At 61.8% G+C, this 13,474-nt stretch carries 14 protein-coding genes; 9 read left to right on the top strand and 5 right to left on the bottom strand.

What is annotated here, in order from left to right; translation table 11 throughout:
• Positions 1–21: 21 nt before the first annotated feature.
• Positions 22–1,305: a UbiH/UbiF/VisC/COQ6 family ubiquinone biosynthesis hydroxylase gene (locus tag DOM27_RS01165; RefSeq protein ID WP_110654239.1), complete on the top strand. Its 1,284-nt coding sequence runs from the start codon at positions 22–24 to the stop codon at positions 1,303–1,305.
• Between the two features lie 91 nt (positions 1,306–1,396).
• Here the strand turns inward: DOM27_RS01165 and DOM27_RS01160 are convergent, their stop codons facing one another.
• From DOM27_RS01160 to gpmI, 3 genes are all read right to left on the bottom strand, one after another.
• Complete coding sequence (locus tag DOM27_RS01160; RefSeq protein WP_110654887.1) at positions 1,397–2,722, bottom strand: S41 family peptidase; 1,326 nt, start codon at positions 2,720–2,722, stop codon at positions 1,397–1,399.
• Between the two features lie 374 nt (positions 2,723–3,096).
• On the bottom strand, positions 3,097–4,212 hold the full coding sequence (locus DOM27_RS01155) for a murein hydrolase activator EnvC family protein (protein WP_245392546.1): 1,116 nt from the start codon (positions 4,210–4,212) through the stop codon (positions 3,097–3,099).
• Positions 4,213–4,320: 108 nt separating this feature from the next.
• Positions 4,321–5,925, bottom strand: coding sequence for a 2,3-bisphosphoglycerate-independent phosphoglycerate mutase (gene gpmI / locus DOM27_RS01150; protein WP_110654238.1), 1,605 nt, complete (start codon positions 5,923–5,925; stop codon positions 4,321–4,323).
• Positions 5,926–6,308: 383 nt separating this feature from the next.
• On the opposite strand from gpmI, the gene DOM27_RS01145 reads away from it, so the two are divergent.
• The 4 genes from DOM27_RS01145 to DOM27_RS01130 all read left to right on the top strand — a co-directional run bounded on the left by DOM27_RS01145 (position 6,309) and on the right by DOM27_RS01130 (position 9,555).
• Positions 6,309–6,731: a rhodanese-like domain-containing protein gene (locus DOM27_RS01145; protein ID WP_110654237.1), complete on the top strand. Its 423-nt coding sequence runs from the start codon at positions 6,309–6,311 to the stop codon at positions 6,729–6,731.
• A gap of 125 nt (positions 6,732–6,856) precedes the next feature.
• Positions 6,857–7,354, top strand: coding sequence for a protein-export chaperone SecB (secB, locus tag DOM27_RS01140; protein ID WP_110654236.1), 498 nt, complete (start codon positions 6,857–6,859; stop codon positions 7,352–7,354).
• Between the two features lie 8 nt (positions 7,355–7,362).
• A complete protein-coding gene (locus DOM27_RS01135; RefSeq protein WP_110654235.1) occupies positions 7,363–8,088 on the top strand; it encodes a 16S rRNA (uracil(1498)-N(3))-methyltransferase in 726 nt (241 codons plus the stop codon).
• Positions 8,089–8,316: 228 nt separating this feature from the next.
• Complete coding sequence (locus DOM27_RS01130; protein WP_110654234.1) at positions 8,317–9,555, top strand: hydantoinase/carbamoylase family amidase; 1,239 nt, start codon at positions 8,317–8,319, stop codon at positions 9,553–9,555.
• Positions 9,556–9,658: 103 nt separating this feature from the next.
• Here DOM27_RS01130 and DOM27_RS01125 read toward each other — a convergent pair whose 3' ends face one another.
• Positions 9,659–10,426, bottom strand: coding sequence for an exodeoxyribonuclease III (locus DOM27_RS01125; RefSeq protein WP_110654233.1), 768 nt, complete (start codon positions 10,424–10,426; stop codon positions 9,659–9,661).
• Positions 10,427–10,550: 124 nt separating this feature from the next.
• On the opposite strand from DOM27_RS01125, the gene pyrE reads away from it, so the two are divergent.
• From pyrE to DOM27_RS17955, 4 genes are all read left to right on the top strand, one after another.
• Entirely contained in the window at positions 10,551–11,255 is a 705-nt protein-coding gene (gene pyrE / locus DOM27_RS01120; protein WP_110654232.1) for an orotate phosphoribosyltransferase, read from the top strand.
• 196 nt (positions 11,256–11,451) lie between these two features.
• Positions 11,452–12,021 (top strand): YfaZ family outer membrane protein, encoded by a 570-nt coding sequence (locus tag DOM27_RS01115; RefSeq protein WP_245392545.1) that lies wholly within the window; start codon positions 11,452–11,454, stop codon positions 12,019–12,021.
• A gap of 156 nt (positions 12,022–12,177) precedes the next feature.
• Positions 12,178–12,645, top strand: coding sequence for a tRNA (uridine(34)/cytosine(34)/5-carboxymethylaminomethyluridine(34)-2'-O)-methyltransferase TrmL (gene trmL, locus DOM27_RS01110; RefSeq protein WP_110654884.1), 468 nt, complete (start codon positions 12,178–12,180; stop codon positions 12,643–12,645).
• Positions 12,642–12,974: a hypothetical protein gene (locus DOM27_RS17955; protein ID WP_188113664.1), complete on the top strand. Its 333-nt coding sequence runs from the start codon at positions 12,642–12,644 to the stop codon at positions 12,972–12,974. Before trmL ends, DOM27_RS17955 begins: the two co-directional genes overlap by 4 nt.
• 44 nt (positions 12,975–13,018) lie before the next feature.
• Here the strand turns inward: DOM27_RS17955 and DOM27_RS01105 are convergent, their stop codons facing one another.
• Positions 13,019–13,474, bottom strand: coding sequence for a GNAT family N-acetyltransferase (locus DOM27_RS01105; protein ID WP_110654231.1), 456 nt, complete (start codon positions 13,472–13,474; stop codon positions 13,019–13,021).

Below are 13,474 nucleotides of genomic sequence, written 5' to 3'. Positions count from 1 at the left end.
TCCCAGGAGGGAAGACGCGTAATGGATGACAGCGACGTACTCATCGTCGGCGGCGGGATCGTCGGTTCGACACTGGCCCTGTTGCTGGGCGAAGCCAACTGGCGAGTGACAATCGTCGATGCGGCGCCAGCACCCGAGGAGATCGAAACCCTGGGTCAGGGAAAACCGGCACTGCGCGTCAGCGCCTTGACGGCAGCATCCCGGAGGTTGCTGACGACACTGGACGTGTGGCCCTGGCTCGCATCGCGTCGCGTCGCGGCCTATCGCGGCATGCAGGTCTGGGACGCCGAAGGGAGCGGCGAGATCCGGTTCGATGCCGAAGACGTGGGTGTCGATTCGCTGGGCCATATCGTCGAGAACGATCTGCTGCTGGCGGCGCTGGCACAGCGGTTGCAGGCATTGCCCAACGTGGAATGGCTGCAGGAAGTGCGCCTGACGGGCTACGTGCGTGAGAAAACGGCGCGCGGGAACGAGATTGACCGCGAAGACGTTCGCGATGCCGGCCGCGCCTTGGTCACGCTGGATAACGGCGAACAGCGCCGGGCGCCGCTGATCGTCGGGGCCGACGGCGCGAATTCCCCGCTGCGCGGCATGGCCGGGATTCCGGTTCACGAGCGCGACACCGGACAGGCCGCCATGGTCACCAGCGTGCGTACCGCCATCGGTCACGGCGGAATTGCACGGCAGGCTTTCCTTTCCACCGGGCCGTTGGCATTTCTGCCGCTGACCATCGACGGTCGGGACGATCACTGCTCGATCGTGTGGTCGACCACGCCCGGCGAGGCCCGGCGACTGACGGCGCTGGGCGAAACCGACGAGGGGCGGTCGCAGCTGGGTATCGAGCTGGCACGGGGGCTGGGCGGCCGACTGGGCGACGTCGAAGTCATCGATGCCGCTCCGCATTTCCCGATTACCCAGCGCCACGCACAGCGATACGTCGACGAAGGATTGGCACTGGTCGGTGACGCCGCGCATAGCCTGCATCCGTTGGCCGGTCAGGGCGTCAACCTGGGGCTGATGGATGCGGCCGTACTTGCCGAAGAGTGGATTCGTGCCCGCCAGCGGGGGGCCGACCCCGGCGATCCGCGCATTCTGGCTCGCTACGAACGTCGTCGACGCAGCGAGAACGCCGCCATGCTCGCCGCCATGCAAGGGTTTCAGCGGTTATTCGGCAGTGATCTGCCGGCGCTGCGGTTCGTGCGTAACTGGGGCCTCAGCGGTGTCGACCGCTTGATGCCGATCAAGCGGCTGTTGATTCGTCAGGCGCTGGGGGAATACGGCGATCTACCCGAGCGGTGTCGGTAGTTGACGCTTCGTGATGACAGACCCATCAAAAACGGCTGCCTGAAAGGCAGCCGTTTTGGTTTGGCGTTCGTTTCCACGTTCAGGAAGCCACTCAGGGGGATGGCGCCTTGTCGGTGGTGGCGGCCGCCGCACCCGAACGGTTCCGCTGCACCACGTTGAGCGCCTTGAGCAGGTTCAGCGCTTCACTCAGTTGGTAATCGTCGGCGGCGACCGGCGTCTCGGGATTGTCACCAGGAGTGGTGGGGTCACCATTCAGCAGATGACCGCGCAGGCTGGATTCACGCAGCTGCAGGCCGCTGCTCTCTTCCACTTCCAGTCGGCCCCTGACCACGCGAACGTCCGGGGCGATACCTTCGGCCTGAATCGAGCGTCCGCTGGGGGTGTAGTAACGTGCGGTGGTGAGCTTGAGACCATCGCCGTTGCCGAGCGGCATCACCTGCTGTACTGAGCCCTTGCCGAAGCTGCGCGTGCCCATTAGTACCCCTCGCCCCTGATCCTGCAACGCGCCAGCGACGATCTCGGCGGCGGAAGCGCTGCCGCCATTGATCAGCACCACCAGCGGCACGTCCGGGGCCACGGTCGCGGTGTTTGCGGTAAAGCGCATGTCGTCGTCCGGCAGGCGTCCCTTGGTGTAAACCACCAGCCCGCTGGAGAGGAACTGGTCGGCAACGTCGACGGCGCTGGAAAGCACGCCGCCCGGGTTGTTGCGCAGGTCGAGCACCAACCCTTGCAGCGGCCCCGATTTCGTCAACGACTCCAGCGCGTCGCGGGTCTGCTCACCGGTGCGGCTCTGGAACTGGCTGATCCGCAGATAGCCGTAGCCGGGCTCGACGAGACGACTGGAAACGCTCTCGGACTGGATCGACTCGCGTGTCAGCGTGAGATCGCGCGGCTCCTGCTCGCCGTCTCGCAACAGCGTCAACTCGATATCGGTGCCGGCATCCCCGCGCATCAGATCCACGGCTTCCTGCAGGCTCAAATTATTGGTCGGGGTGCCGTCGATGGCGACGATGCGATCGCCCGGTTGAACGCCGGCGCGGGCGGCCGGAGTGTCGTCGATCGGCGCGATGACGGTCAGTTGATCGTCGCGCAAGCCAACCTCGATCCCGACGCCGCTGAACTCGCCTTCGGTCGTTTCACGGAGATTCTGGAAGGCATCGGCATCGAGATATTCGGAGTGCGGATCGAGCTGGCTGAGCATGCCGCGCATGGCATTGCGCAGCAGCGTCTTGTCGTCGACCTTTTCCACATAGGTGCGCTTGATGCGTTCGAAGACCTCGGCGAAGGTCCGGACGTCCTCCACCGGCAAGCCGTTGGCGGCATCCTGTTCGGCCTGGCTGAGACCGCCGCCTTGAGTCTGAGCGGGAACGTCGCCAGCGCTGTCGGTCTGCGCCTGAGCGGCCGGAGCCAATCCCATGACGGGGATCAGCGCGAACAGCAACGAACCCATTAGCGGGCGGGCGAAGGCAGCACCTCGAGTCTGGCGTCCGGCAGTACGTAGCCTTTTGGCACGTGGAATCAGGCGGCTTGAATGCATGCGGTCTCCGCGACTCGAGCTGAATAGGTTCGTTGGCGCCGCGGATCCCGATCCGCCGACCTCGAACCTGGGCTTGTGAATAAAAGCCCTGTGTACGAAGCCCTATGTACAGAGGCCTGTGAACAAACGGCGTGTGAAAAAAGCCTCTGACGCCACCCAGCCGTCCCGGTGAGGGAACGGCGTTTGATAACCAGCATAGCGTTTCGGCGGGGGGATGATCCAGCGCAACCGGTGGTTACAGAGAGCCAGGTCGATCAGCGTCGTCCGATCCAGCGGCTCGGATCGATCGGATTGCCGTTCTGGCGCACTTCGAAATAGAGCGCCGAGCGCGACTGGCCGCCGGTATTGCCGACGGCGCCAACCGTCTGGCCATTGTCCACCTGCTGTCCGGGATCGACGTCGATCTGCTGAAGGTGGGCATACAGCGTCAGAATGCCGTCGCCGTGATCGAGAATCAGCAGATTGCCGAAACCGCGCATCCAGTTGGCGAAGACCACCCGGCCGGCATGCACTGCCTTGATCGCGGTGCCTTCCGGCGCGCCGATCAGAATGCCGTTGCGATTGACCCCGTCGCCACTGCCGTAACTCGACAGCATCGACCCTTGTACCGGCCATGGCAGGCCGCCGCGCGTCTGCCGAATAGCGGTCGAGGGCGGCGGCTTCTTCAGATTGGCGAGCTCTTTCTGCATACGGTTCAGCAGACGTTCGACGTGGGCCCTGTCCTGATTGAGATCCTCGAGCCGAGACTGCTCGCTGTCATAGCGGCCACTGAGCTTGGCCACCAGTGCCTGACGTTCCTTCAAGCCCGAAGCCAGTTGCTGGCGCTGCTGTTCGAGGTCGGTCTGCACCTCATCCAGGCGCGAGCGGCGCTGGTCGATCGCCGCCAGATTGTCGTCCAGTTGCTGGTTGAGCGCGCGCAGCTGCTCGAGCTTGTCGCGCCGCGCCGAGGAGAGCGCATTGAGATAGTGCTGGAGCCGGTCGACCTCGGCAGGATCATCCTGATTGAGTAACAACTTCAGTTGGGGCGTGGTGCCAAGACGATAGAGCGCGTCGAACTGGCGTGCCAGCGCCTCGCGCTGCTGGTCGCGATCGGCCGCCAGCGTCTTGCGCTTGTGCTGAAGCTTGTCGACTTCGCCATCGAGCTGATGGCGCTCGGTCTGGAGGGCATCCAGGCGCTTGTGGGTCTGGCCGATCGCCGTCTCGACCTGTTCCAGCTCGTCCTGGGCATCACCGCGAGCAGCCTGGGTATTTTCAAGCTTCCCCTGTAGTGCCTGGATATCGGTCGCCAGACTATCCAGTCTGGCTCGGGCTTCCTGCGGATTGGCCTGACCCAGAGCGGGACCGGCCAGCAGCAGGCTGCTGGCCAGCAAGAATGCAATCGTACCGCTACCTGATCTGGACCGAGAGAGACGCCTGACTTGCCTACGATTCACGTCGGGCGGACTCCCTCGTGGATGACGATGAATGGCGAACCCGCGTCACGCATCTTCGATCAGCACATTGCCGGTCATCTCTTCGGGCGCGGGCTGCTGCAGCATGTGCAGCAGTGTCGGTGCCAGATCGCACAGTCGCCCATCCGGCTTGAGCCTGGCCGCCCTATTCTGATCGGCCTGGTTTTGACAGACATAGACCAGCGGCACCATGAACGTGGTGTGAGAGGTGTGGGGATTGCCGGTTTCGGGATTAACCATCATCTCCGCATTGCCATGATCGGCGGTGACCAGACATTCGCCGCCGGCCTTCTGGATCGCCTCGACCACGCGGCCGAGACACACGTCTACCGTCTCGATCGCCTTGGTGGCCGCTTTCAAGTCGCCGGAGTGGCCGACCATGTCGCCATTGGCATAGTTGCAGACGATCAGATCGTACTTGCCGGCCTCGATCGCCTTGACCAGCGTATCGGTCAGCTCGTAAGCGCTCATCTCCGGCTTCTCGTCGTAGGTCTTGACGTCTTTCGGCGACGGGATCATGGCGCGATCTTCACCCTTGAACTCGGCCTCGCGACCGCCGGAGAAGAAGAACGTGACGTGGGCGTATTTTTCCGTCTCGGCAATGCGCAGCTGGGTCAGGCCATGGCTCTCCGCGACCTCGCCCAGAGTGTTGACCAGATCGTTGGGCGGGAAGGCGGCGGGCGTGTCGATGTCGTCGGCGTAGTGGGTCAGTGTCACCAGACCCTCGCCGGCCAGTTTGATCCGCTCGCCACGATCGAAGTCGTTGAAATCCGGATTGACGAAGGCGCGGGTCAGCTCGCGGGCACGATCGGCGCGGAAATTCAGGAACAGGGCGGCGTCGCCGTCGGCCATGACGATCTTGTCGCCGACTCTCTCGCCTTGTGGGGGCCGCACGGCAGTCGCGCCGACGAACTCATCGGTCTCGCCGCGTTCGTACGCCGCTGCCAGCCCGGCTTCGGCACTGTCGGCGACGTACTCGCCCTCGCCGAAGCGCACCACGCGATAGGCTTTCTCGACACGATCCCAGCGGTTGTCGCGGTCCATGGCAAAGTAACGACCCACCACCGACGCGACGAAGCCATGGTCGGCACCGACCAGCTCGGCCAGCTTGGCGTTGGCTCGCTCGATCGAGGCGCCGGCACTCTTGGGCGCGGTATCGCGGCCGTCGGTGAAGGCGTGGAGGTAGATCCGCTTGGCGCCACGGCTGGCAGCGAGTTCCGCCATCGCCAGCAGGTGGTCCTCGTGGCTATGCACGCCACCGGGAGAGAGCAGACCCATCAGATGCACGGCGCCGTCGTTGGCGACCGCGTCATCGATTGGCGCGGTGAGCGCCTCGTTCGTCTTCAACGCGTCGTCGGCGATCGCCTTGGTGACGCGGGTGAAGTCCTGGTAGACGATTCGCCCGGCGCCGATGTTCATGTGGCCGACTTCGGAGTTGCCCATCTGCCCGTCCGGCAGGCCGACGTAAGGGCCATCGGTGTGAATCAGGGTGTTGGGGAAATCGCGCTTGAGACGATCCATCACCGGTGTATCGGCGGCGGCAACGGCATTGTTGGCGCTATCATCGTTTTGACCATAGCCATCGAGAATCAACAACGCGACGGGGCGCGGAATGCGAGAAGTATCTGCCATGACAAGCCTCGAAAATTCGGATGAACGGGGTGAGTCGTGTCGAAACCAGCGGCGTCGGGATCAGTCGTCCTGGAATCTGCCGTTTTGATATTCGTCGTTTAGTAATCAGAGTCCTGAAGGATAGCGCACCGAGTGAGTGGGGTCAGCCGCCGACCTCGGAATGCCGGAGCACCCGCGCCTTCCTCGTTTCAACGGCGGCCTCGTGTATAATGGCCGGCGCCCGCTAGCGGGCCAGGATTATCAGCCGCTCGCGTCCCGAGCAACGAAGGCTTTCATGCCAGCTTGCGGACGTGATTTGATGCAGACGCGCCAAGGGCGGAGTCGCACGCCATGAAGGCGTTTTGCGATCCCATTGGCCCCAGATTTAGAGTGTCGGCAGACCCATGATCGATCAGTTGTTCGAATTCGTCGAAAACCACCCGCTGCTGGTCAGCGCCTTTCTGGTCGTGCTGCTGGCGTGGCTGGCATTCGAGGCCAAGCGCGGCGGCGCTTCAGGCGTCTCCACCACCGAAACCACTTCACTGATCAACCGCGAAGACGGTGTGGTGATCGATATCCGCGAGAGCAACGAGTTCAAGGCGGGCCATATCGCTGGCGCCAAGAACATTCCGCAGTCACGCCTCAAGGATCGCCTGCCGCAGATCGAAAAGCACAAGGACACACCGGTCATCGTGGTCTGCAAGCAGGGTCAGACATCGACTGCTGCGGTCACCGAGCTCAGCCAGGCCGGCTTTTCCCGGGTCTACAAGCTCAAGGGCGGCATGGCTCAGTGGCAGGCCGATGGCCTTCCGGTGGTTCGGCGCTAGGCGCCGGCCATCGAGACCTCATGGTCAGTCAGGCTGGTCAGGCAGGAACGCTCTTAGTTACTCCAAAACGCTTTTAGTCACTCGGAAACGCTCTTAGTCATTCAGGAACGTACAGGAAACGCATCATGGCGGAAGACAACAATCAGCAGGGTTCTCAGGGCGGTTCTCAAGATAAGCCGCAGCTGCAGTTCTCCCTGCAGCGCATCTATGTGAAGGACATCTCGTTCGAGTCGCCCAATGCGCCGAGCGTGTTCCAGCAGCCGTTCAAGCCCAAGGTCGGCCTGGACCTCGATACCACCAGCCAGTCGGTGGGCGAAGACCTCTACGAGGTCGTGGTCAAGGTGACGGCGCAAGTATCGAACAACGAAGACGGTGCCACGGCGTTTCTGGTCGAGGTCGAACAGGCAGGACTGTTCCGTATCTCCGGCCTTGCCGGCGATCAGCTCGATCACACACTGGGCGCGTTCTGCCCCAACGTGCTGTTTCCCTATGCGCGTGAGTGCATCGATAGCCTGGTCAGCCGCGGCAGTTTCCCTCCGTTGATGCTGGCGCCGGTCAATTTCGAGGCGATGTACGCTCAGAAGAAGCAGCGCACTGCCCAGGCCAGCGAAACCACGCAGTAATTCGAGCCATGGCCAAACCGCGCATCCATGTCGCCGCCAGCTTCGTCGTTGGCGGCGACATCGTTCTACCCGAAGGCCCGGCTCGCCACGTTGCGCTGGTGTTGCGACTCCGTGAGGGCGCAGCGTTGACGCTGTTCGACGGTAGCGGCCAAGAGGCGCAGGCCAGGCTCGTCGAGGTTGGCCGCAAACGGGTCGTCGCGCAGATCGAGCAGGTGATCGAGGGCAGTGGCGAGTCCCCGTTGAGCGTGCATCTTGGGCAGGCGATCTCCAAGGGTGATCGCATGGACTACGCGATCCAGAAATCCGTCGAACTCGGCGTGGCCGCGATCACCCCTCTCTACGTCGAGCATGGTGATGTGCGTCTGAAAGGCGATCGCGAGGCCAAGAAGCTGGCGCATTGGCAGGGCGTCGCGGTCAGCGCCTGCGAACAGTGCGGGCGTGCCAGCGTGCCGCCGATTCACCCGCCGCGGTCGCTATCCGAATGGCTCAGTGAGCGTGAAGAGAGCCTGCGTCTGGTGCTGCATCCCGCCACCGACGATAGCTGGCAGCAGGCGGAGACGGTCGACGCCGCCGCGTTGTTGATCGGCCCCGAAGGTGGTCTCAGCGACGCCGAAGTCGACGCCGCCCGGCGTGCCGGCTTCCAGGCGCTCACCCTCGGCCCGCGCATTCTACGTACCGAAACCGCACCCGTGGTCGCGCTGACGCTGCTGCAGCATCACTTCGGCGATCTGTAAGAGCCTCGCGCTTATGTCCTGATGGCGGCCGAGTAACCATCTTCAACCCGACTTCGCCGACACTCTCCCATGGATCAAGACGCCAGAGCCGACGCTGCCAACTCTATAGGCCCAAAGCTGTTGGCCAAAAGTCGTTGGTCGAAAATCGGGTATCGCGGTGCGCGTTGAGCCTCTAACTTGAATCAGAATCGCCGTATTGGATTCGATACGAGAGGATTGGAGGGAAATATGCCTGTGACTATCAATGGTCAGCGCTTGTGGGAACGTGTCGAAGCCATGGCCAAGTTGGGAGGTACGCCCAAAGGCGGCGTTTGCCGGCTGGCACTGGACGACAACGATATCGCCGCGCATCGCCTGCTGGCGGATCTGGCCAAGCAACGGGGCTTTCGTCTGTTTCTGGACGATGCCGGGAACCTGTTTCTTCGCCGAGAAGGCGCCGACGCCTCATTACCCCCTCTCGTCAGCGGCTCTCATTCGGACTCTCAGCCAACGGGCGGGCGGTTCGATGGTATTTTCGGCGTGCTGGCGGCTTTCGAGGCACTGGAAGCGATCGACGACGCGGGTGTTACCACTCGGCATTCCATGGAGTGCGTGATCTGGAATAACGAAGAGGGGTCGCGCTTTACGCCTGGCTGCATGGGCTCTGGCGTCTACGCTGGCATCAAGACGCTGGAAACGGCGCGCGCAGCGCTCGATGCCGATGGCATCAGCATGGGTGAGGCCATCGACAGGTTGCACGCGCAATTCCCCGATGCCGAACGGCGTGAATTGGGAAGTCCGTTCTCTGCACTGCTGGAAGCTCATATCGAGCAGGGGCCATTACTCGAGTCCGGCGGCGAGGTACTCGGTGCGGTCACTGGCATGCAAGGCATGCGTCGGTTCCGAATCGAGGTGGTTGGCAAGGAAGATCACTCCGGCACTACACCGCGTAGCCTGCGCCAGGACGCGCTGGTCGATGCCGTGGCGATCATCAATGAGCTTCATGCGCTGTTCTGGGACGAAAAGGACGAGATCCGGTTCACCATTGGTCACTTCGCGCTTTCGCCCAATGCCTGGTCGGTGGTACCCGGAAAGGTGACCTTCGGAGTCGACTTCCGCTATTCGGATGCCGAGGTGCTCAAATCGTTGGGCGATCGGATCGAGCCTCTCGCGCTGGCGGCAGCCAAGCATTGTCAGATCAGCGTGACGCAGACCGTCAGCGAGGCGCCGGTGCATTTCGACGGTGCGGCATTCGAGGCGATAAAGGCCTCGGTCAGTGCCAGCGGCCAGCCATGGCGAACGATCTACTCGGGGGCCGGCCACGATTGCCGTTATTTCCCGCCGCGCTGCCCCACCGGTATGGTCTTCATTCCCTGCGAGAAGGGGATCAGTCACAACGAAGCGGAAAACGCCGAGCCCGGACACGTGGCCGCCGGCGCCCAGGTGATTGCAGACAGTTTTCTGCGACTGGACGCGAGTCTTGCCTGATCGGCGATGCCGAGGCCCGGGTCTGCCAAACGAAACACCCCGCCNNGGCGGGGTGTTTCGTGAGAATCGCTGACGGCTGCTGGCGTGCGGCTGGGTCGGGCGATTACAGCTCGAGGTCGTACTCGACGATCAGCGGGGCGAACTCGCTGAAGGTCGCATCGGTATCGATCCAGGCGTCTTTCACGTTTCGACGGAAGTTGGGTCCGACGATCTGATAGTCGAGGCGCCAGCCTTCCTGACGGGAGCGTGGCATTTCCTGATCGAGCTTGGGCCACCAGGTGTACTGGTCGGCGTCCCGATTGACTTCACGGAAGGTGTCGATGAACCCCGTCGGGCCGAAGACCTGATCCATCCACGCACGTTCTTCGGGTTTGAAGCCGGGCGTCGTCTGGTTGTCGGCCCAGTTGGCCAGATCCAGCGTCTTGTGCGCGATGTGCCAGGTGCCACAGATGATGTACTCGCGACGTTTGCGAGCCATCTTGCTCAAGTACTCCAGATACTGGGTCATGAACGCCTGCTTGGTGGCCGGATCGTCACCGTCGGGCATCAGGAACGTCGCGATGCTGAAACGATCATAGTCCGCCTGCAGGAAGCGACCTTCGTTGTCGCACTGCTCGAAACCCAGACCATACATGATGGCCTTGGGAATCTTGCGGCAGTAAAGACCGACCCCGGAGAAACCATCCTGTTCGGCGTCCAGGAAGTAGCCTTCGTAGCCTTCCGGATAGAGAATGCTGTCATCGAGCTCGAAGCTCTTGGCCTTCAGGTTCTGCACGCAGACGACGTCAGCATCCTGTTCGGCCAGCCAGTCGAGAAAGCCCCGCTCGACGGCCTCTCGGATCCCGTTCACATTGATGCTGGCGATTTTCATACAGTGTTCCTTCTTTGTCGCGCGTGTATGATACCCGAGCTTGAAAGGTTTAGGTAAATGACTGCTGCGTTTGACCAAAACGACGGCGGCCGTCAAGAAACATGAGGCAATAGGGAGACCAGGGGTGAGCGTCGAGATTCAGCCGTATCAGCAGGAGTTCATCGAATTTGCGATCGCCGAAGGGGTATTGCGCTTCGGTGAATTCACGCTCAAGTCTGGTCGTGTCAGTCCCTACTTTTTCAATGCCGGTTTGTTCCGTTCCGGCCGTGCCCTGGCCCGTCTGGGACGTTTCTATGCCAGCGCCATTGCCGACAGCGGTATCGAGGCAGATGTACTATTTGGTCCAGCTTACAAGGGTATACCGCTGGCGGCGAGCACAGCCGTTGCACTGGCCGACCATCATCAGCGCGACATACCCTTCGCCTTCAACCGCAAGGAAGCCAAGACTCACGGTGAGGGCGGCAATATCGTCGGCGCCGAATTACGCGGTGACATCCTGATCATCGATGATGTCATCACTGCCGGGACGGCGATCCGCGAAGTCATGCAGATCATCCAGGGGGCCGGTGCCCATGCCGCTGGGGTAGTTATCGCGCTTGACCGGCAGGAGCGAGGCCAGGACGCCGATGGCCTTAGACCGCACAGCGCGATTCAGGACGTCGAGGCGACGTATAATATGCCGGTTGTGAGCATCGTCAACCTCGATCAACTGCTTGCCTACCTGGAAGCCCGCGAGCCCCGTGGCGGCGAAGATGACTCCTCCATCGCCCATCACGCGGAAGCGATTCGCACCTATCGCGACCGTTACGGCGTGACTCTCGCCCACTGAGTTTTCGTCCACCCTCAGCCATTCGTTGACCCGATACTCACGGTCGATGCTCGCGCCTGCTTCAATCCGCCGCAGCAAGATCGTTGGCAGGGAGCGTTACAAATGGTTTAAAAACACCGTTTGATAAACGCGGAAATTATGCCACGCTTACGCCGTTAGTCCAACGCGATTTAGCGGGAATGCCGGGAGACCTATCATGATCAAGCACAGCAGAATGAAACCCTGGGGCTTTGCCCTTGCGACAGCGACCTTCGTTCTGGCCAGTCAGCAGGCCATGGCGCTGAGCGTATCCGCCAACGGCGGCGACGAATCCTTCGGTGTCGAAGCCAGCCAGACCATCTTCCCCACGCTGCGGGCCGGTGTCGGTTATCTGAATACCGACGACAGTGGTCACAATGCCAAAGCCTATTCCGGTTCACTGATGTTCACGCCCTACCTGCCCGGCATCGACCTGGCGGTCGGCGGTCGTTATCAGTACCAGGACACCTATTACGGTAATGGTGGGGGACTGGGACTCGGCGGTTCCGCCTTCATCGATACGCCGATCCCGCTGACCTCGGTCGGTGGTTACGGCTTCTATACCCCGGAAGGCCTGACCAGCGGTGATGTGGAAAAGAGCTACGAGTACGGCGCCCAGGCGCGGGTCAACATCATCTCGCAGACCTACGTCTACGGTGGTTATCGCTACATGCGTACCGATTTCGACAACGACAACGGTCACACGCTGGATAGCGGGCCGGTGCTAGGCGTCAGCGTTGGTTTCTAGACTGTACTGAGCTACGACCGCGCCGGGTTCGGGTGCGGTGGAAATCGGCGCCGCCTCCCAGTTGTTACAGTGGAGGCGGCGCCGGTTCTGGGGCGCTATAGAAAGCTGCGCCGATTGCGTATGATGCGAGAGGTACCCGTATCCGAGCTGGCCGCCATGCTTGATATCGTGCTCTATGAACCCGAGATTCCGCCCAATACCGGTAACATCATCCGGTTATGTGCCAACACGGGCTTTCGCCTTCACATCATCGAACCGATGGCTTTCGAACTCGACGATAAACGCCTGCGGCGCGCCGGGCTCGACTATCACGAATGGGCGCGGGTCCAGGTCCACGCCAGTTGGGCCGCTTTTCTCGAAACGATCGGCCCGGAGCGCGTGTTTGCCGTCTCCACCCGCGGCCGTCACGGTTACAACCATATCCATTTCCGCGAAGGCGACGCGCTGGTCTTCGGACCGGAAACGCGTGGCCTGCCGCAATCGATGCTCGAAGCGCTGCCACCGGCGCAGCGTCTGCGCATCCCCATGCTGGCGGATAGCCGCAGCCTCAATCTTTCCAACGCCTGCGCCATCATCGTCTACGAAGCGTGGCGGCAGCTCGATTTCGTGGGAGCAAACGGATGATTTCGGAAAATGATAATCGTGGCAGTCGCGAGTCGTCTCAGTCGATTACTGCCGTTCGAATAGGGTATTTTTTACTTGCGCTGCCAGTTGCGGCAGTGCTGATGTGTTTATGGCTAACGTGGTTTCCCCCGACCAGTGGTAGTAGTTTCGAGGGCGCCTCAGGTGTCGGTGTCCTCCTCATGTTGCCCGTCTATTATCTTTTCACTTATGCAATTGTTTGTTTGGGCTATCTACCTGTTCGGCATAGTGCCAAAGGCTTGCAAGTCATGCTTTGGGCGATGGGATGCTCGGTATTAGCTTTGATGGTTGTTTTGGCTTTCTCCGTTTAGAACGTCTATAGGCCTCTTGGGTTGACGCGTTTGATTTTTGTTTTTCACAGCCGACGCGTCATGAACACGCTATACGGATCTTCCCGGTAACTGCCGAACGGCTCGCAGGTCTCGAATCCAAACGCCTGATACAGCTTTCGAGCCGGGGCGAAGTGCGCCATCGGGCCCGTTTCCAGGCTCAGCCGTTGCAGGCCGGTGGCACGCGCTTCCTCGATCAGGTGCGCGAGAATCGCCCGCGCCACGCCCTTGCGCAGGTGGACGGGGTCGGTGCGCATCGATTTGATCTCGGCGTGGGTGTCGTCGAGGCGCTTGAACGCGCCGCAGCCCAGCAATTGGCCATCATCCCAGGCGCTGTAGAAGTGAATGCTCGGCTGGCGGAGACCTTCAAGATCCAGCGCATGGCGGCTTTCGGGTGGTGAGTGCGGCTCGAAGTCCTTGAGATGGGCTTCCAGCATGGCGGCAATTTCGGGACCGCGTAGATCGTCTCTTTTGATCTGCAT

Origin of the sequence: Salinicola halimionae, from assembly GCF_003206065.1 — a bacterium.
GTDB classification, from domain to species: Bacteria; Pseudomonadota; Gammaproteobacteria; order Pseudomonadales; family Halomonadaceae; genus Salinicola; species Salinicola halimionae.
Note: the sequence above shows the minus strand (reverse complement) of the source record. Positions and strands in the feature narration are given on the sequence as shown.